At 64.9% G+C, this 17,942-nt stretch carries 16 protein-coding genes; 3 read left to right on the forward strand and 13 right to left on the reverse strand.

All coding sequences use genetic code 11. The annotated features are described in order from the left end of the window. Position 1: 1 nt before the first annotated feature. The 3 genes from AUR_RS01700 to map are packed head-to-tail and all read left to right on the forward strand — an operon-like array spanning position 2 to position 2,831. On the forward strand, positions 2–946 hold the full coding sequence (locus AUR_RS01700) for an alpha/beta fold hydrolase (RefSeq protein ID WP_062096918.1): 945 nt from the start codon (positions 2–4) through the stop codon (positions 944–946). Further along, positions 943–2,052 (forward strand): glycosyltransferase family 4 protein, encoded by a 1,110-nt coding sequence (locus AUR_RS01705; RefSeq protein ID WP_021470587.1) that lies wholly within the window; start codon positions 943–945, stop codon positions 2,050–2,052. The genes AUR_RS01700 and AUR_RS01705 overlap by 4 nt, the downstream gene beginning before the upstream one ends. Next, entirely contained in the window at positions 2,049–2,831 is a 783-nt protein-coding gene (map, locus tag AUR_RS01710; protein WP_062096920.1) for a type I methionyl aminopeptidase, read from the forward strand. The genes AUR_RS01705 and map overlap by 4 nt, the downstream gene beginning before the upstream one ends. 4 nt (positions 2,832–2,835) lie before the next feature. Here the strand turns inward: map and AUR_RS01715 are convergent, their stop codons facing one another. The 13 genes from AUR_RS01715 to pyrR all read right to left on the reverse strand — a co-directional run bounded on the left by AUR_RS01715 (position 2,836) and on the right by pyrR (position 17,848). Beyond that, positions 2,836–4,959: a primosomal protein N' gene (locus AUR_RS01715; protein WP_062096921.1), complete on the reverse strand. Its 2,124-nt coding sequence runs from the start codon at positions 4,957–4,959 to the stop codon at positions 2,836–2,838. A gap of 169 nt (positions 4,960–5,128) precedes the next feature. Next, the gene (gene metK / locus AUR_RS01720) at positions 5,129–6,358 is read right to left on the reverse strand and encodes a methionine adenosyltransferase (RefSeq protein ID WP_021470590.1); all 1,230 of its coding nucleotides are present in this window, start codon (positions 6,356–6,358) and stop codon (positions 5,129–5,131) included. A gap of 87 nt (positions 6,359–6,445) precedes the next feature. Continuing rightward, on the reverse strand, positions 6,446–7,699 hold the full coding sequence (coaBC, locus tag AUR_RS01725) for a bifunctional phosphopantothenoylcysteine decarboxylase/phosphopantothenate--cysteine ligase CoaBC (RefSeq protein ID WP_021470591.1): 1,254 nt from the start codon (positions 7,697–7,699) through the stop codon (positions 6,446–6,448). A gap of 30 nt (positions 7,700–7,729) precedes the next feature. Beyond that, positions 7,730–7,990 carry a DNA-directed RNA polymerase subunit omega gene (rpoZ, locus tag AUR_RS01730; protein ID WP_062096922.1) on the reverse strand — a complete coding sequence of 87 codons (261 nt, stop codon included), beginning with the start codon at positions 7,988–7,990 and terminating at the stop codon, positions 7,730–7,732. A 39-nt stretch (positions 7,991–8,029) separates the two neighbouring features. After that, the gene (gene gmk, locus AUR_RS01735) at positions 8,030–8,602 is read right to left on the reverse strand and encodes a guanylate kinase (protein ID WP_062096923.1); all 573 of its coding nucleotides are present in this window, start codon (positions 8,600–8,602) and stop codon (positions 8,030–8,032) included. A gap of 19 nt (positions 8,603–8,621) precedes the next feature. Continuing rightward, positions 8,622–8,948: an integration host factor, actinobacterial type gene (gene mihF, locus AUR_RS01740; protein ID WP_021470593.1), complete on the reverse strand. Its 327-nt coding sequence runs from the start codon at positions 8,946–8,948 to the stop codon at positions 8,622–8,624. 70 nt (positions 8,949–9,018) lie between these two features. Next, entirely contained in the window at positions 9,019–9,852 is an 834-nt protein-coding gene (gene pyrF / locus AUR_RS01745) for an orotidine-5'-phosphate decarboxylase (protein ID WP_062096924.1), read from the reverse strand. Beyond that, positions 9,845–13,153 carry a carbamoyl-phosphate synthase large subunit gene (gene carB / locus AUR_RS01750; protein ID WP_062096925.1) on the reverse strand — a complete coding sequence of 1,103 codons (3,309 nt, stop codon included), beginning with the start codon at positions 13,151–13,153 and terminating at the stop codon, positions 9,845–9,847. Before carB ends, pyrF begins: the two co-directional genes overlap by 8 nt. Next, positions 13,153–14,400, reverse strand: coding sequence for a glutamine-hydrolyzing carbamoyl-phosphate synthase small subunit (gene carA, locus AUR_RS01755; RefSeq protein WP_031215971.1), 1,248 nt, complete (start codon positions 14,398–14,400; stop codon positions 13,153–13,155). The genes carB and carA overlap by 1 nt, the downstream gene beginning before the upstream one ends. Continuing rightward, positions 14,381–14,902: a PH-like domain-containing protein gene (locus AUR_RS01760; RefSeq protein ID WP_021470597.1), complete on the reverse strand. Its 522-nt coding sequence runs from the start codon at positions 14,900–14,902 to the stop codon at positions 14,381–14,383. The genes carA and AUR_RS01760 overlap by 20 nt, the downstream gene beginning before the upstream one ends. Continuing rightward, entirely contained in the window at positions 14,902–16,257 is a 1,356-nt protein-coding gene (locus tag AUR_RS01765; protein ID WP_021470598.1) for a dihydroorotase, read from the reverse strand. The genes AUR_RS01760 and AUR_RS01765 overlap by 1 nt, the downstream gene beginning before the upstream one ends. After that, entirely contained in the window at positions 16,257–17,267 is a 1,011-nt protein-coding gene (locus tag AUR_RS01770; protein ID WP_021470599.1) for an aspartate carbamoyltransferase catalytic subunit, read from the reverse strand. Before AUR_RS01770 ends, AUR_RS01765 begins: the two co-directional genes overlap by 1 nt. Continuing rightward, positions 17,264–17,848, reverse strand: coding sequence for a bifunctional pyr operon transcriptional regulator/uracil phosphoribosyltransferase PyrR (gene pyrR, locus AUR_RS01775; RefSeq protein ID WP_062096926.1), 585 nt, complete (start codon positions 17,846–17,848; stop codon positions 17,264–17,266). The genes AUR_RS01770 and pyrR overlap by 4 nt, the downstream gene beginning before the upstream one ends. Positions 17,849–17,942 lie beyond the last annotated feature (94 nt).

The raw sequence follows: 17,942 nt of genomic DNA on the forward strand, positions 1-17,942 counted from the left end.
AATGGAAAATGTGGACACCGCGCACACCCCTGAAGGTGCACAGGCCCCGGTCGAATTCTTCAGCAAGTCCCTGCCGGGACGGACCTCTGCCTCAACCATCGACGTCGATGGAAGCAACGTAGCGTACTGGACATACGAGCCTGTGGAGGCGAAGGAGAACGCGAGGACAATCCTTGTCATCCACGGCTTCCGCGGGGACCATCACGGACTCCTGCGGGTGGCGGACCAACTTCCCGATATGAGGCTGATCATGCCGGACCTACCGGCATTCGGCAGCTCGGAGCCCGTTGTTGGCGATGAACACTCCGTAGCGCGCTATGGGATGTTCATCAAGCACTTCATGGAGGCCCTCGGGCTGGGCCCGGACACCGTCCTCCTTGGCCACTCCTTCGGATCCATCGTGGCCAGCCACTTCGCAGCCGACTACCCGGGCGCCGTCAACCCGCTCATCCTGGTCAACCCCATAGCTTCGCCGGCACTGGAGGGTCCCAAAGGCTTGATGACCAAGCTGGCGGTCTTCTACTACTGGGCTGCTGCACGCTTGCCCAAGGCTCCGGGACTCGCCCTCCTCCGCAACCGGGTGGTGGTGCGTGTCATGAGCGTGACCATGGCAAAGACTAAGGACAAACAACTCCGCCGCTTCATCCACGGCCAGCACGACGCCTACTTCAGTGCCTTCGCCAACCGGGAAAGCCTCCTGGAGTCATTCAAAGCATCGGTCTCCGGGACAGTCGGGGACGTCGCAGAGAGGCTCAACCTGCCGGTCCTCCTGATCGCCGGTGAGAAAGACGAAATCGCCACGCTGCCGGACCAATACAAACTGATGGCGCTCCTGCCGGATGCGAGGCTGGAAGTGATTCCCGGCGTCGGGCATCTTATCCACTACGAAACCCCCGCCCCGGCCGCCGCCGCCATCCGCGACTTCCTGAAGGACAATCCCGCGTGAAAATCGTTTTTGATGCCCGCTTCACCAGGACAGAGCACCATGACGGCATCAGCCGGTACGGCTCCAGCCTGATCGCCGCGGTCTCCAAAATCGCCGATGTCACCATGCTCATCAGCGACCAGCGGCAACTCGCGCTGCTTCCCGATGTTCCCTACGTCATGATCAACAGCCCGCTGTCCCCCATGGAGCTGTTCGTGGCGGGGAAGGTCAATCCCTTGGGCGCGGACGTCGTCGTGTGCCCCATGCAGACCATGGGCACGTGGGGCAGGCGGTACGGCTTGATCCTGACGCTGCATGACCTGATCTACTACGAACACCCCGCTCCCCCGGGGTTCCTTCCCGCACCCGTGCGTCTGCTGTGGCGGCTCTACCACAAGGCGTTCTGGCCGCAGCGGATGCTGTTGAACCGCGCGGACGTCGTGGCGACCATCAGCCGCACCACCGAAGCGCTGATGGCAAAGTACCGGCTGACCAACAGGCCGGTCCGCATCGTGGCCAACGCCCCGCAGGGCGGCCAAACACCGCGGAATCCGGCGGACGGCGCTGAAAAATCGCTCGTGTACATGGGCTCCTTCATGCCGTATAAGAACGTGGAAACGATGATCCGCGGCATGGCCGGCCTGCCCGACTACACCCTGCATTTGTTGAGCCGCATTACCCCCGGACGCCGGGCCGAACTGGAGGCCCTGATACCGGACGGCGCCAAGGTGGAATTCCACAACGGGGTCACCGACGACGAATACGAGGATCTGCTGAGGCGGTCCACGGCCCTCATCAGCCTGTCGCGGGCCGAAGGGTACGGGCTTCCCTTGGTGGAGGCGATGGCTGTGGGCACTCCGGTGATTGCCAGTGACATCCCGATCTTCCGCGAAGTGGGCGCCGACGCCGTGAGCTTCGTCCATCCGGAATCACCGTCGGAATTCGCGGCCGCCGTAACCGCTTTGGACGAGCCCGGAGCTTGGCAGCGGCGCTCACTCAGGTCCGTGGAACGTGCCGCCGACTTTGATTGGGACGCCTCTGCACGCCAGCTTCTGGCTGCAGCCGAAGAAGCCATTGCCCTGCGCTCCCGCAAACGCCGCACCTCCCCCAGGAAGGACGCCCGATGATCGAGATCCTGAGCCCCTCAGAAGTTACCAAAGCCAGGGTAACCGGCGCCTTGGTGGCCGATATCCTCTACACCCTGAAGAGCCGGACCACGGTCGGCACCAACTTGCTGGACATCGACCGCTGGACCAAGGAGATGATCCTCAAGGCCGGCGCCGAATCGTGTTACGTCGACTACGCGCCCTCCTTTGGACGGGGTCCCTTTGGGCATTACATCTGCACGGGTGTCAACGATGCTGTGCTCCACGGCCTCCCCCACGATTACAAACTGGCGGACGGTGACCTGCTGACCCTGGACCTGGCCGTGCTGAAAGACGGAGTAGCCGCCGACTCCGCCATCAGCTTCGTGGTTGGCGAATCAGCTCCCCCGTCAGGGGTTGCCATGATTGAGGCCACCGAACGGGCACTCAGTGCCGGCATAGCTGCGGCGGTCCCCGGCGCCCGCATCGGAGACATCTCCCATGCCATAGGTTCGGTCCTGGGTGCTGCCGGCTACCCGGTCAACGTGGAGTTCGGCGGGCACGGCATCGGTTCCACCATGCACCAGGACCCGCACGTTCCCAACACCGGCAGGCCCGGGCGCGGTTACGAACTCAGGCCAGGGCTGCTGCTCGCCCTGGAGCCCTGGGTCATGGAAGACACCGCCAAGCTGGTCACGGACGCAGACGGCTGGACGCTCCGGAGTGCTACCGGGTGCCTGACCGCCCACAGTGAACACACCATTGCCATCACGGATTCGGGTGCCGAGATACTGACGCTCCCCACGGGCACGCTGCTGTAGGCAATCAGAGAACGTCCACGCCGTCCAAACGCAGTTGGACCGGACCGGCCACCCGCTTGGCCGCGTTGGCCGCCTTCACGGCCCGCATGGCCTGGGTGGCGTTGGCGGCCTCGGCGTAGGGAATGAAGTACAGCGTACGGACGTCCCTGTCTTCCGCTGCAGGGCCGTCCTCCCTTGCGGGGCCGGCGGGCTGGCTCCCGGACATCGCCAAGGGGGCCGGGCCTACACTCCGCAGCTTTGGCTGGCCGGACTGGCCGAGGAACGCGTCCAAAGCATCGGAAAAGTGCCCGACGTCGGCCCGGGGACCCGTGACGGAAGCCACCCGGACCGCTGGTGGGAGCTGCAGTTCCTTCCGGAGTTCCAGTTCCCGCGAGGCGTAGCCGGGCGCATCCCACCGCACCAACGCTCCAGTAGCTGTGGTGTCGTCCGCCGTGACAACCACGAGGCCGCCCTCGCGGGCCGGCCTGACCAACGCTGCGGCGTTGAACCAACGGCGCACAGTGTCTTCACCGGCACGCAGGTTCTCGCGGCGAAGCAAGGAGCTTCCGTCCAGCAGCAAACAGGCGGCATAACCGCCGTCGGCCACTGGTTCGGCACCAACCGTGGCAACCACCAGTGCAGGAGCGTCCGGCACACCGGCCTTGACGTGCTCCCCCGACGAGGTGACCACAGCATGGCCGGGGAATGCCCGGCCCAATTCCTCGGCGGTCCTGATGACCCCGGTTGCACCACGCCGCAGCCGGGTCCCCGTGCAATGGCTGCAACGCCACTGGGGCGCTGGAGTGGAACACCACCGGCAAGCCGGCATCGCTGACCCGCCTGCCATGGCAAGGGGTCCCTGACAGGCATTGCACCTGGCAGGCTCACGGCATGTTTCGCACACCAGTGACGGTGCGTACCCGGCCCGTGCCACCTGGACCAGGACCGGGCCCCGTTCCAGGCCCGCTTTGGCGGCACGCCAAGCAGCACCGGGCAAACGTGCAATACGTGCGAGCGGATCCCGTTCCTGTTCGAAGCTGTCCGCGGTGTTCACGACCCTGGGCACGGTTGACCGGACGACAGTGCGCGGGGCCTCGACGGCCACCGCCCAGCGCAGGTCCACCAGCCGTTGGAGTTCCGTGCTGCGCGTGTGCGATGCGAGCAGGCACGCGGCGCCCTCCTGCTCGCTGCGCAGAAGCAGGACTTCCCGGGAATGGGCGTAAGGGGCGCGCTGATCAATGTGGAGGTCGTCCCCGTCATCCCAGCAGACCACAAGGCCCAAGTTCGCCACCGGCGCATAGGCAGCGGAGCGGGTTCCAACGGCAACCCCCGCTTCACCCCGCAGCAGCCGCAGGAAATTACGGTAGCGCGGTGTCTGGCCGTCGTCGGCCGTCAGCCGGGCAACATCACCCTCAGGCAAGACAGCGGCAAGGGCAGCTTCCACCCGGTCCAGGTCCCGGTAGTCGGGCACCACCACGACTGCGCCCCGGCCTGAGCTGCGGACCGCAGCGACGGCCGCGGCCAGCATGGCGGGCCAACCGTGCCGGCCATATCCCTGCAGCGCTGTCAGGACGGCTTTGGGCGCACCGCCCCCGGCCAGGTGGTGGAGGAAGGCAGGGCCGTTGCTGTACGCGCTCCACTCCGGCCCGGGCCCAACATCGGGCCCAACGCCAGATGTGGAGACAGGCCCAGGCGAGGTGCCCGCCTGGGCTTCTTTCTCCACCTTTGCCACCCGTGGCGGAATGGCCGTGCGGAGTACATCACTCAAAGTTCCGGCGTACCGTGAAGCCACCGCGGCGGCCAAGGCGTGGACGGCCGGCGTCAGCACGGGCACCGGCGACACCACCTTGTGCAGGGTGCTGAGCTCCTGCCCGGCCTCGGAGGTTTGGCGTCGCTCCGTGATGTATCCGCTGAGTTCCTGCCCGTTGAACTTCACCTTCACCCGCACGCCGGGGAGGGCCTTGCCTTCAAGTTCAGCGGGCACGCTGTAGTCGAAAGGCCGGTCCAAATGCGGGAGCGGAGATTCGAGCACTACGCGGGCAACGGGATCCGCTGCTGCCAACGGCGGCCCCTTCACGGGGGCTTTTGCAGGGAAACCCTGCAACAACGAAGGTTGCACCAAGGCAGGCCGGGATTCATGCTCCGCCATGCACTTCACCTCCTTCTTGGAACGCCACCACAGAGTGGACACTGGCTTTGAGCCCCGCCTGAACGACGGATGCCCGCAGCGGGATCAACCCGCCACGGGCATCTCTGGCTCAAGCCAATCATGAGCCGCTGACATTATGTGGACCTGGCGGCACGTGCGCGGCCGGGTGTCAGGCGTTGAAGAACTCCTTGAGGTCGGCCACGCGGTCGAGGCGTTCCCACGTGAAGTCCGGCTCTTCCCTGCCGAAGTGACCATGTGCGGCCGTCTTGGCATAGATGGGCCGCTTGAGGTCGAGGGCATCGATGATGGCCCGGGGACGGAGGTCGAAGATTTCGTCGATTGCCTCCGCAATCCTGGCCGGATCAACGGTTTCCGTTCCAAACGTCTCAACGTACGTACCCACCGGGCGGGCCTGGCCGATCGCGTAGGCGATTTGGATCTCTGCCCGCTTGGCGAGGCCGGCCGCCACGACGTTCTTCGCTACCCAGCGCATCGCGTAGGCTGCCGAGCGGTCCACCTTGGACGGGTCCTTGCCGGAGAACGCGCCGCCGCCGTGGCGGGCGAATCCGCCGTAGGTGTCCACAATGATCTTGCGGCCGGTCAGGCCGGCATCTCCCACGGGTCCGCCGATGACAAAGGCTCCCGCGGGGTTGAGGATGTTAGTGGCCCGGGAAAGGTCCAGGTTGGAGGCTGCAAGCACAGGTTCGATCACGTGGCTGGCAAGGTCCGCACGCAACTGGTCCAGTCCTGTTTCCTCGGCGTGCTGGCTGGAGATCACCACGGTTTCGACCGAAACCGGCCGGTCGCCGTCGTACCCTACCGTCACCTGCGTCTTGCCGTCGGGCCGCAAGTACGCAAGTTCGCCGCTTTTCCGGACCTCGGTGAGGCGTTCGGACAGGCGGTGCGCAAGCCAGATGGGCGTGGGCATGTAGGACGCAGTTTCATCACTGGCGTAGCCGAACATGATCCCCTGGTCACCGGCGCCCTGGAGGTCGTAATCATCTTCCTGCCGCCCCTCCCGGGCTTCCAGGGAGTTGAAAACGCCACCCGCGATGTCATTGGACTGCTGGCCGATGGAAACGGACACACCGCATCGGGCACCATCGAAACCGTTGGCCGAGGAATCGTAGCCGATGCCAAGGATGGTCTCGCGGACAATCTGGGGAATTTCCACGTAGGCGTCGGTGGTGACCTCGCCGGCCACATGCACCAGTCCGGTGGTAGCCATGGTCTCCACTGCCACCCGGGATTCGGGATCGGCGGCCAGCAGCGCGTCAAGGATGGCGTCACTGATTTGGTCGCAGATTTTGTCCGGGTGCCCTTCAGTGACCGACTCTGAGGTGAAGAGCCGGAGCTTGGACGGGTGGCCATGCGTTTGGTGGTGCAGCGGTAAAGTCACTCGACTACCTTACTGGGTTGCGGGACGACGGCATTTGCCGTGTGTCCCTTTGCTAAGAATTTCACAGCAGGGCTCGCCTGCAGGGAGCTATGGTGCGGGGAAGGCCGCGGACAGTTCGACGGCGGCACGGTCCACGACGGCGGCGGCGACGTCGGCCTTCGAGCCGGACGCCGTTTGCGGTTCGGCACCATGTCCGGAAAGGATGACCACGGAGTTGTCGTCCTGGCCGAATACCTTTCCAACGCCCACGTGGTTGACAACCAGAAGGTCACACCGTTTCCGCTTCAGTTTGGCGGTGGCATGTTGCAGCACATCGCCATGGGCGTCGCCTGTTTCGGCGGCAAATCCGATGATCAGCTGCTGCCGGTCCGCGGCATTGCGGGCTTCTACGAGCTCCTGCAAAATGTCGGGGTTCCGGACCAGGCGGACGACCGGCGCTTCTTCGCCGTCGACCTTCTTGATTTTGGTGTCCGAGACATCCGCCGGCCGGAAGTCCGCTACCGCAGCAGCCATAATAACGACGTCGGAGTCCACTGCCGCTTTCAGGGCTGCCTCACGCAGCTCCAGGGCGGACTCAACGCGGACCAACTCGACGCCGGCCGGAGGTTCGATGTCCATGTGGGCCGCGAGGAACCGGACGGTTGCACCTGCTGCCAGGGCTGCCGAGGCCAAGGCAGCTCCCTGCTTGCCCGAGGACCGGTTGCCCAGGAAGCGGACAGGGTCCAACGCTTCCCGTGTACCGCCCGCGGAGATGGTCACCACTTTTCCGGCCAACGGGCCAGGGCCGGCGCCGTACGCTGGACCAACGGGTGAACGGCTTCCCGCCAAGGCGATCGCGGCCTCGAAAATGACGTCGGGCTCAGGCAGGCGCCCCGGGCCGGAATCAGCGCCGGTGAGGCGGCCGACTGCGGGGTCCAGTACGGTCACCCCGCGGCTTCGCAGCGTCGCCACGTTGGCCTGGGTGGCCGCGTGCTGCCACATCTCCGTATGCATCGCCGGGGCAAACAGGACCGGACCGTGCGCCATGAGCAGCGTGTTGGTCAGGAGGTCGCCGGCTTGGCCCGTTGCTGCCTTCGCCAGGAGGTCCGCGGTGGCGGGGGCAATCACAATGAGGTCTGCCTCGTGGCCCAACCGCACATGGTTGACCTTCTCGACGTCGTCGAAAACGCTGTTGCTCACAGGATTGCCGGACAACGCCTCCCACGTCGCGACACCTACGAACCGCAGGGCGGACTCGGTGGGAATGACCGTGACTTGATGACCGGCTTCAGTAAAAAGCCGGAGGAGCGATGCAACCTTGTAGGCTGCGATCCCTCCCCCGACTCCGAGGACTATGCGCACGTGACCTCCGTCAACAGGCAGTCTGCTTGTTTATTCCGTGGGCTCGATGGGGGTCGAAACCAGGACGCCTTCATTGATCTCGCGCAGGGCGATGGAGAGCGACTTCTCGTTCAGCTTGGTGTCGACCAGCGGACCGACGTACTCGAACAGCCCCTCGTGCAGCTGGGCGTAGTAGGCGTTGATCTGGCGGGCACGCTTGGCGCCGAAGATGACCAGGCCGTACTTGGAATCGGCAGCCTCAAGCAGCGAATCGATCGGCGGGTTGATGATGCCTTCAAGGTTCGTGGACACGAAATCTCCAAATTCTAGCGGGCCGACAAGTGCAAGCGCTTAGCGCTCGTGCGGGGTAAGCCCCATGAGTGAAACAAGCTCGTCCGCTGCCCGGCGAACGTCGTCATTAATGACGGTGTGGTCAAACTCCGGTTCAGCAGCAAGTTCCAGTTTAGCGGTTTCCAGCCTGCGCTGCTGTTCCTCGGCCGTTTCAGTGCCCCGGCCCACAAGCCGGCGCACCATTTCGTCCCACGTCGGGGGCGCCAGGAAGACGAACTTTGCCTCCGGCACAGCCTTTTTGACCTGGCGGGCGCCCTGGAGATCGATCTCCAGCAGCACCGACCTGCCCTCGGCGATGGCGGCGTCCACGGTGCTGCGAAGGGTGCCGTACCGGTTCCGTCCGTGCACCACGGCCCATTCAAGGAACTCCCCGGCGGCCACCAGCGATTCAAACTCCTCGGCCGTCTTGAAGAAGTAGTGGACGCCGTCCTTCTCGCCCGGCCGTGGAGCACGGGTGGTGGCTGAAACAGACAGCCACACCTCTGGATAGTTGTCCCTGATATAGGTGGATACGGTTCCCTTGCCCACGGCAGTGGGTCCTGCAAGGACAGTCAGTCCAGGTTTCGTGCTCACGGATTCCTTCGAAAGATGCTTAGACGCTTTGCTGGGTCTGAATAAAATCTACCAGCGCGCGGGCCTGGTGGATTCCCAGCCCCCTGATCCTCCGTGATCCGGCAATCCCGATCTCAGCCATGATGGCCGCGGCGCGGACCGGGCCGATGCCGGGAAGGGCTTCAAGGAGTTCGACCACCCGCATGCGTGCGATCGCCTCGTCGGTTGTCCCCGAGGAGATGAGCTCGGCGATGCTGACTTCACCCCGCTTGAGCCGCTCCTTGGCTGCCGCACGGGTGGCCCGCGCTTTGGCAGCCTTCTCCAAGGCGTCGGAACGCTCTTGTGGTGTCAGCTCTTTTAGGGCCATGGCCAAACTCCCGTCAAGTCGGAATTGTGACACCGATCACGCGGCTGATGCTGAACCTACCTGCAGGGGGTCAGCCGCGCAAGCCATCCAGGGTTTCCCGGGTGGCTGCCTGCAGCGCGGCAATGTCCGGACCCGCAGCCAGGATGCCACGGCTGGACGTTGCCAGGACCATCGGGTAGGCCTGTCCAAAGGTCTCCCGCAGATCAGCCGGAGTGGCCCCCTGGGCCCCGAGCCCCGGGGCGAGGATCGGTCCCCGCACCGGGCCGAGGTCTATGTCCAAATCGCCAAGGGCCGAACCTATGGTCGCGCCGACCACCAAGCCCACCGAGCCCAAGGGCCCTTCGTAACGCTGGTTCTCCGCAGCAGCTGCAGCCACGATGCGGCGGGCCACCGAATCCCCGCCGCCGACGTGCTGGACGCTCCGGCCCTCAGGGTTGGACGTCAGCGCCAGGACAAAGACTCCCCTGCCGTGTTCGGCAGCGAGGTCCAAGGCCGGACGCAGGGACTCAAAACCGAGGTACGGGCTCAGCGTCACCGAGTCGGCGGCCAGGGAAGATCCGTCACGAAGCCAGGCATCGGCGTAGGCCGCCATGGTGGATCCGATATCCCCGCGCTTGGCATCGGCGATGCTGAGCACGCCTGCTTCGGCTGCTGCGGCCAGGGTCCGCTCCAGGACGGCCATGCCGGCCGACCCGTGGCGCTCATAGAGCGCCACTTGGGGCTTGACCGCGGCAGCGAGGGAAGCCACCGCCTCCACCACGGTGAGCGAGAAACGCTCCAGTCCTGCGGCGTCGTCGTTCAGTCCCCAGGAGCCCAGCAACTGCGGGTGCGGATCGATGCCGACGCACAGCGGCCCCCGGGCTTCCATGGCCGCAGACAGCCGGGAGCCGAACGACTCAGGCATGTGCAGCTTCCAAAGAGGCGGTCAGGTTGGCGGCGTGCTCCTGCAGGCTGGTCACGGACCACTCGTAAGTACGGAGTGCTTCGATGGCCTGCACAGCGGCGTTGAACTCCGCCACCGTGGTGATGCACGGGATGCCGATGGACGTCGCGGCCGCACGGAGTTCGTAGCCGTCGCTGCGGGCTTCGCCGCCGGACGGGGTGTTGAACACCATGTCGATTTCACCCGCGATGACAAGGTCCGCGATGGTGCCTTCGCCCTCTGCGCTGCTTCCCTCGGCCACCTTGCGGACCGGCGTCGCCTGGATACCGTTGCGGCGCAGGACGTCCGCGGTGCCGCCGGTGGAGACGATTTCGAAGCCGAGGTCAGAGAGCCGCTTGACGCCCATGATCACCGAGCGCTTATCGCGGTTGGCTACCGACACGAAGATCTTGCCTTCGGTGGGCAGGGCGTTGTTGGCACCGGACTGGCTCTTCGCGAACGCGGTATCGAAGTGCTTGTCGATGCCCATGACTTCACCGGTCGAGCGCATTTCAGGGCCGAGCAGCGAATCAACGACCTTGCCCTCGGGCGTACGGAAGCGGCTGAAGGGCAGCACGGCTTCCTTCACGGCTACCGGAGCATCCAGGGGCAGGGTGGAGCCATCGCCGGTTTCCGGCAGCATCTTGTAGGCGCTGCGGAGCTGGTTGATGGTCACGCCGGTGCCGATCAGCGCGGCAGCCTTGGCCATCTGCACGCCCGTCGCCTTGGAGACGAACGGGACGGTGCGGGAGGCACGCGGGTTGGCTTCCAGGACGTACAGGACGTCGGAGGCCAGGGCGAACTGGATGTTGATGAGGCCGCGCACGCCGACGCCCTCGGCGATGGCGCGGGTAGCGGTCCGGACCCGCTCGATCACGTTGTTGCCCAGGGTGATCGGAGGCAGGACACAAGCGGAGTCACCGGAGTGGATACCGGCTTCTTCGATGTGCTCCATGATGCCGCCAAGGTACATGTCCGTTCCATCGAAGAGCGCGTCGACGTCGATTTCGACGGCGTCCTCCAGGAAGCGGTCGATCAGCACGGGGTGGTCCGTGGTGATCTCCGTGGCGTTGGCGATGTAGCGGGAGAGGTTGGCCTCGTCGTAGACGATCTCCATGCCACGGCCGCCCAGGACGTAGGACGGACGGACCAGCACCGGGTAGCCGATCTCGTCGGCGATCTTCTTGGCGTCCTCGAAGGAAACGGCGGTGCCGTTCTTGGGGGACGTCAGGCCGGCTTCGTCCAGGACGCGGGCGAAGGCACCGCGGTGCTCGGCAAGGTCAATCGCTTCCGGGGAAGTGCCCAGGATCGGCACGCCCGCGTCAGCAAGCTGCTGGGCAAGCTTCAGCGGGGTCTGGCCACCCAACTGGACAAAGACGCCCATGACGCCGCCGGTGCGTTCCTCGGCCGCGATGACCTCCAGCACGTCCTCGAGGGTCAGGGGTTCGAAGTAGAGGCGGGTGGAGATGTCATAGTCGGTGGAGACCGTCTCCGGGTTGCAGTTGACCATGACGGTCTCGTAGCCGGCCTTGCGCAGCGCCATGGAGGCGTGGACGCAGGAGTAGTCGAACTCGATGCCTTGGCCGATGCGGTTGGGCCCGGAACCGAGAATGATCACCGAGGGCTTGGCGTGCAGGCCCACTTCATCTTCCTCGTCATATGCCGAGTAGTGGTACGGCGTGTAGGCCGCGAATTCGGCTGCACAGGTGTCCACGGTCTTGTAGACGGGACGGATGCCCAGAGCCTGGCGGACGCCGCGGACAACGGCCTCGGAGTTGTGCGTCAGGGCACCGATCTGCTCATCGGAGAAACCGTGGCGCTTGGCGTTGCGGAGCATGTCCTCGCTGAGGACACCGGCCTTGCGGATCCCGTGCGCGGTCTCGTTGAGCAGCTGCAGCTGGTCAAGGAACCAGGGGTCGATCTTGGTGGCTTCGTAGAGTTCCTCCACGGTGGCACCCCCGAGGAGCGCCCGCTGCACCTGGTACAGGCGTTCGGTGGTGGGACGCTTGGCCTTCTCAATGAGTTCGGCGACCTCATATTCGGGCACGGAGCTGAAGTCCAGCTGCGAACCCTTCTGTTCCAAGGAACGCAGGGCTTTCTGCAGGGCTTCTGTGAAGTTGCGGCCCATGGCCATGGCCTCGCCCACGGACTTCATGGTGGTGGTCAGCGTGTTGTCGGCTGCCGGGAACTTTTCGAAAGCGAAACGCGGGACCTTGACGACGACGTAGTCCAGCGTCGGCTCGAACGACGCCGGGGTCTTCTGCGTGATGTCGTTGGGGATTTCGTCCAGCGTGTAGCCGAGGGAAAGCTTGGTGGCGATCTTGGCGATGGCAAAGCCGGTGGCCTTCGATGCCAGGGCCGAGGAACGCGACACGCGCGGGTTCATCTCGATGACGACGACGCGTCCGGTATCCGGGTTGATGGCGAACTGGATGTTGCAGCCACCCGTGTCCACGCCCACCTCACGGATCACGGCAATGGCCACGTCGCGCAGCTTCTGGTACTCGCGGTCCGTCAGCGTGAGGGCCGGGGCCACCGTGATGGAATCGCCGGTGTGGACGCCCACGGGATCGAAGTTCTCGATGGAGCAGACAGCAACGACGTTGTCGTTCTTGTCCCGCATCATCTCAAGCTCGTATTCCTTCCAGCCAAGGATGCTCTCTTCGAGCAGCACCTCGGTGGTGGGGCTGTACTGCAGGCCCTGACCGACGATCCGGCGGAGGTCGTCCTCGTTGTACGCCAGTCCGGAACCCAGGCCGCCCATGGTGAAGGACGGGCGGACAACCATCGGGTAGCCGAGGTCCTCGGCGGCTTTGAAGGCCTCGTCCATGGTGTGGATGATGTGGCTGCGGGCGGACTCGGCGCCGCAGCGCTCAACAACGCCCTTGAACTTCTCGCGGTCTTCGCCGAGCTCGATCGCGGCGATGTTCGCACCGATCAACTCCACGTTGTACTTCTCCAGTACACCGTTCTTATCCAAGGCGATGGCCGTGTTCAGGGCCGTCTGTCCACCAAGGGTGGGCAGGACGGCGTCGGGACGCTCCTTGGCAATGATCTTTTCGACCACCTCCGGCGTGATCGGCTCCACGTAGGTGGCATCGGCGAACTCGGGGTCCGTCATGATGGTGGCCGGGTTGGAGTTGACCAGGATGACCCGCAGCCCTTCGTCCTTCAGGACGCGCAGGGCCTGGGTACCGGAGTAATCGAACTCGGCCGCCTGGCCGATGACGATCGGCCCGGAACCGATGACAAGGACGCTCTTGAGATCTGTACGCTTCGGCATTACTTGTTGTCCTCAGTCTTGTTTTGGTTCTTGGTTGCGGTGGCGCCGCCGGCTTTCGTTTCAGCCATGAGGTCGATGAAGCGGTCGAAGAGGTACGCGGCATCGTGCGGCCCTGCGGCCGCTTCGGGGTGGTACTGGACCGAGAACGCAGGGATGTCGAGGCAGGCAAGTCCTTCAACGACGTCGTCGTTCAGCGAGACGTGGCTGACTTCCACCCGGCCGTAGCGCTCTTCGGGTGCCACGGTGGCGCCGTTCAAGGGCGCATCAACAGCGAAGCCGTGGTTCTGTGAGGTGATTTCCACCTTGCCCGTGCGGCGGTCCATCACCGGCTGGTTGATGCCGCGGTGGCCGTACCGCAGCTTGTAGGTTCCGAACCCAAGGGCGCGCCCCAGGATCTGGTTTCCGAAGCAGATGCCGAAGTACGGCAGCTTCTCGTCCAGGACGGAGCGCAGCAACTTGACCTGGTGGTCGGCAGTGGCGGGGTCCCCGGGGCCGTTGGACATGAAGAAACCGTCGGGGTTGAGGGCGTTGACGTCCTCGAGCGTGGCGGTTGCCGGCAGGACATGCACCCGCACGCCGCGCTCGGCGAACCGGACGGGGGTCATCGCCTTGATACCGAGGTCGACGGCGGCAATGGAGAACCGCGGTTCGCCTTCCCAACCGTGGTCCTTGGGGTCCACCACGTAGGCTTCGTCGATGCTTACCTCTTCGGCAAGCGCCGAGCCTTCCATGGGGGCGCTTGCCAGCACGGTATCCAGCAGTTCCTTGTCGGACGCGTTGGCGGCTTCGCCGGAAAAGATCCCGGCGCGCATGGTCTTGTGCTCGCGGAGATGCCGGGTGATCGCACGGGTGTCAACGCCCTGGATACCGACGATGCCTTGGGCGACGAGTTCTTCGTCGAGGCTCCGCTCGGACCTCCAGTTGGACGGGCGTCGTGCGGCGTCGCGGACGACGTAGCCCTCAACCCAGATCTTGCGCGATTCGGCGTCCTCGCCGTTGACGCCGGTGTTCCCGATGTGCGGCGCAGTTTGCACCACGAGCTGGCGGGCGTAGGAGGGATCGGTGATGGTCTCCTGGTAACCGGTCATGCCGGTGGCGAAGACCGCTTCGCCGAGCGCGGTGCCCTGGGCGCCGTAGCTCCGGCCGCGGAAAATACGGCCGTCTTCCAGCACCAATACGGCTGCTGAGGGGGTTGGTGAGGTGGCTGCGTTACTGTCCGTCACTTTATTACTTTCCACTATCGGCATCTGCCTGAGGGGCTGCGGAGGTCAATTCTTGTATGGCTTGGCGGAGGCGGTCCTGGTCGGCGGAGTTCCTCGACCTGAATCCTGTGTCCAGTTCACGGCTGCCCAGTTTCCAGCTGATAACAAGGAGCCCGTCCTTTTCGACGAACTTCCCTGCCATCCCGGAGGCCGAGCGGCTGTCAGTCAGGGCTTCCCGCGGTATGAACACCGGGGCTGCTCCGGGGCGGTCGAACAACACGCCTTCGGCGTGAACGCTCAGTTCCGCGTTGGTCCGGATTCCAAGGCCTTGGACAGCGATGCGGTCCAGCCAGTCACCGGCCGTGGTGGTGCTGACGTACTGACCGTCGGCCACCACTGTGGCCGGCGTCAGTTGCCGTGGCACTTCCGGAAGGCGTTCGACGTCGGATTGTCGTCGGAGGCGGTTCCGCCACCCCAGGCCGATCATGGCCAGGGCGACTGCGATCAAGCCTGCGGTGACGAGCGCCGAGAGCAGTTGGGTGTCCACTAGGCGCCGCTGACTGCCCCGGTGGAATCCGGGGCCGGAACGGTTTCGGTGTAGCGGTACGGGGTGTTGAGCCGGCCGTTGAGGACGGTCGGGTGTCCTTTGAAGAAGGTTGCCACCACGGAACCGGGCAGTTCCCTGCCCTTGAACGGTGAATTGCGGCCCATGGTTGCCATCTTATGGGGATCAACGGTCCAGCGCGCAGCCGGGTCCACCAGGATGACGTTGGCCGGCTCCCCGGCCTCCAACGGACGGCCCTGGTCCGCCACCCTGCCGATGCGGGCCGGAGTGAAGGATGTGACCCTGGCAAAATCCGCCCACGTCATGAGGCCGGTTTCGATCATGGTCTCCTGGACCACGGACAGCGCAGTTTCCAGCCCGGTCATGCCCATGGCGGCCTGGGCCCACTCGCATTCCTTGTGCTCGCTGGGGTGCGGTGCGTGATCGGTGCCCACCACATCGATGGTCCCGTCGGCAAGGCCCTCCCGAAGTGCCTGCACATCCGCGTCCGTGCGCAGCGGCGGGTTCACCTTGTAGACGGGGTCGTAGCTGCGGACCAGTTCATCGGTCAGGATCAGGTGGTGCGGGGTGACCTCGGCAGTGACATTGATGCCGCGGGCCTTGGCCCAGCGCACGATTTCAACGCTTCCCGCAGTGGAGACGTGGCAAATGTGCAGGCGGGAACCGACGTGCTGGGTCAGCAGTACATCGCGGGCAATGATGCTTTCCTCGGCTACCGCCGGCCAGCCGGCCAGCCCGAGAACGGCCGAAACGGCGCCTTCGTTCATTTGTGCCCCGGCGGTCAGGCGGGGTTCCTGCGCATGCTGGGCCACCACGCCGTCGAACGCCTTGACGTATTCCAGCGCGCGGCGCATCAGGACGGGATCATGCACGCAGATTCCGTCATCAGAGAACATGCGCACCTGGGCGCGGGAGTCGGCCATGGCACCGAGTTCGGCGAGTTGCTCCCCGGCGAGTCCCACCGTCACTGCGCCGACGGGCCGTACGTCCACCCAGCCCGATGCCCTTCCCAGGCTGTGGACCTGCTCCACCACACCGGCGGTGTCGGCCACCGGATTGCTGTTCGCCATGGCGTGGACGGCGGTGAAACCACCCAACGCGGCCGCACGGGTACCGGTTTCGACGGTCTCCGCATCTTCCCGGCCCGGTTCGCGAAGGTGGGTGTGGACATCAACCATACCGGGCAGCGCAATCAGGCCTGCGGCGTCGATGACCGTGGCATCCCCGGCAGCAAGTCCGTTGCCCCTGGCCGCGATGACGCCGTCCCGGATCAGGAGGTCCTCGGCTGCACCGCCCAGGATGGCGGCTCCGCGGATCAAGTACGTGTTCGCGGCCATCAGTTGTTCTCCTTGGTGGGCTGGTTGCTTACGGGGGCGGTCGCTTCACGGGAATCCCCCGAAAGCAACAAGTACAGGGCGGCCATGCGGACCGATACGCCGTTCCGGACCTGGGCGAGCACGGTGGAACGGGGTGAATCCGCCGCGGCGGACGAGATTTCCAGGCCGCGGTTCATGGGACCGGGGTGCATGATGATGGTGTCCTTCATGCCGAGGTCGTCCAGCGTCCGCAGGCGGGCGTCGTCAAAGCCCCAACGGCGGGAATATTCACGGGTGGACGGGAAGAAGGACGCATTCATCCTCTCCCCCTGGACCCTGAGCATCATCATCGCGTCGACACCTGCTTCAAGGGTCTCGTCCAGGTTGTAGCTGACCTTGCAGGGCCACTGTTCGACGCCGACCGGCAGCAGCGTGGGAGGTGCCACGAGGGTGACCTCCGCGCCGAGGGTTCGCAGGAGCCACACATTTGAACGCGCCACGCGGGAGTGCAGGACGTCTCCGGCGATCGCGACGCGCATGCCCTTGAGGTCGGCGCCGGTGGATGCGACGCCCTTGATGCGCGACCAATGGCGGCGCATGGTGAAGGCGTCCAGCAGGGCCTGGGTGGGGTGTTCATGGGTGCCGTCACCGGCATTGACCACCGCCGCATCGATCCAGTCGGTGGCAGCCAGGCGGTGCGGCGCTCCGGAAGCCCAGTGCCGGATGACCACGGCGTCTGCACCCATCGCGGCCAAGGTCTGTGCGGTGTCCTTGAGGGACTCACCTTTGGAGACCGAGGAGCCCTTTGCCGCGAAGTTGATGACGTCGGCGGAGAGCCGCTTCGCCGCTGCTTCGAAGGAGATGCGGGTGCGGGTGGAATCTTCGAAGAAGAGGTTCACCACCGTCCTGCCGCGCAACGCGGGCAGCTTCTTGACTTCGCGCTCACCGACGGCAGACATTTCCTCGGCCGTATCAAGTATCCGGATTGCGTCGAAGCCGCTGAGGTTTTCCGTTGAGAGGAGATGCTTCACTTGCCTGCCTCGATGACTACCTCGTTGACCGGAGTTCCGTTCACGGAGTCGGTCTCTTCAAGATGTACGCGGACCTTCTCCGAGGACGATGTAGGAAGGTTCTTTCCCACATGGTCTGCGCGGATGGGGAGTTCACGGTGCCCCCTGTCCACCAGGACAGCCAGCCGGACGATGCGGGGGCGCCCGAGGTCCACCAAGGCGTCCAAAGCTGCGCGGATGGTCCGACCCGAGTAGAGGACGTCGTCAATAAGGACAACAACTTTGTTATCGATCCCGGACAGCGGCAGGCGTGTATGGTGCGGGGGTCGGGTGGGCTGGTGCGAGAGGTCGTCGCGGAACATAGTGACATCCAGTTGGCCCACTATTGTTTCGGCGTTGACGGCAGGATCAGCGGCGGCAATCTTATGGGCCAGCCGGACAGCCAGGGGATAACCACGGCTTGGGATACCCAGCAGGACCAGGTCCCGGGATCCCTTGTTGGCTTCAAGGATCTCGTGGGCGATACGAGTGAGCGCACGATCGATATCCGCCTGGTTGAGGACAACCCTGGACGGAACCTGCGCTGAAGTAGCTTCAGTCATCGCTCGTCTCCCCTTTCCCCGCCTCACAGGACGGAATTAAAAAAGGAATATTTGCCTTCCAAAACTATCACAGCCACAGCGCCGGCCACCTGCC

This window comes from Paenarthrobacter ureafaciens (assembly GCF_004028095.1).
Lineage (GTDB): Bacteria > Actinomycetota > Actinomycetes > Actinomycetales > Micrococcaceae > Arthrobacter > Arthrobacter ureafaciens.

Excerpts from the sequence above, each read along its gene's own strand:
- AUR_RS01700 (WP_062096918.1), top strand. The coding sequence starts at position 2 with ATGGAAAATGTGGACACCGCGCACACCCCTGAAGGTGCACAGGCCCCG.
- map (WP_062096920.1), top strand. The coding sequence starts at position 2,049 with ATGATCGAGATCCTGAGCCCCTCAGAAGTTACCAAAGCCAGGGTAACC.
- AUR_RS01715 (WP_062096921.1), bottom strand. The coding sequence starts at position 4,959 with ATGGCGGAGCATGAATCCCGGCCTGCCTTGGTGCAACCTTCGTTGTTG.
- mihF (WP_021470593.1), bottom strand. The coding sequence starts at position 8,948 with ATGGCCCTAAAAGAGCTGACACCACAAGAGCGTTCCGACGCCTTGGAG.
- pyrF (WP_062096924.1), bottom strand. The coding sequence starts at position 9,852 with ATGCCTGAGTCGTTCGGCTCCCGGCTGTCTGCGGCCATGGAAGCCCGG.
- carB (WP_062096925.1), bottom strand. The coding sequence starts at position 13,153 with ATGCCGAAGCGTACAGATCTCAAGAGCGTCCTTGTCATCGGTTCCGGG.
- carA (WP_031215971.1), bottom strand. The coding sequence starts at position 14,400 with ATGCCGATAGTGGAAAGTAATAAAGTGACGGACAGTAACGCAGCCACC.
- AUR_RS01765 (WP_021470598.1), bottom strand. The coding sequence starts at position 16,257 with ATGGCCGCGAACACGTACTTGATCCGCGGAGCCGCCATCCTGGGCGGT.
- pyrR (WP_062096926.1), bottom strand. The coding sequence starts at position 17,848 with ATGACTGAAGCTACTTCAGCGCAGGTTCCGTCCAGGGTTGTCCTCAAC.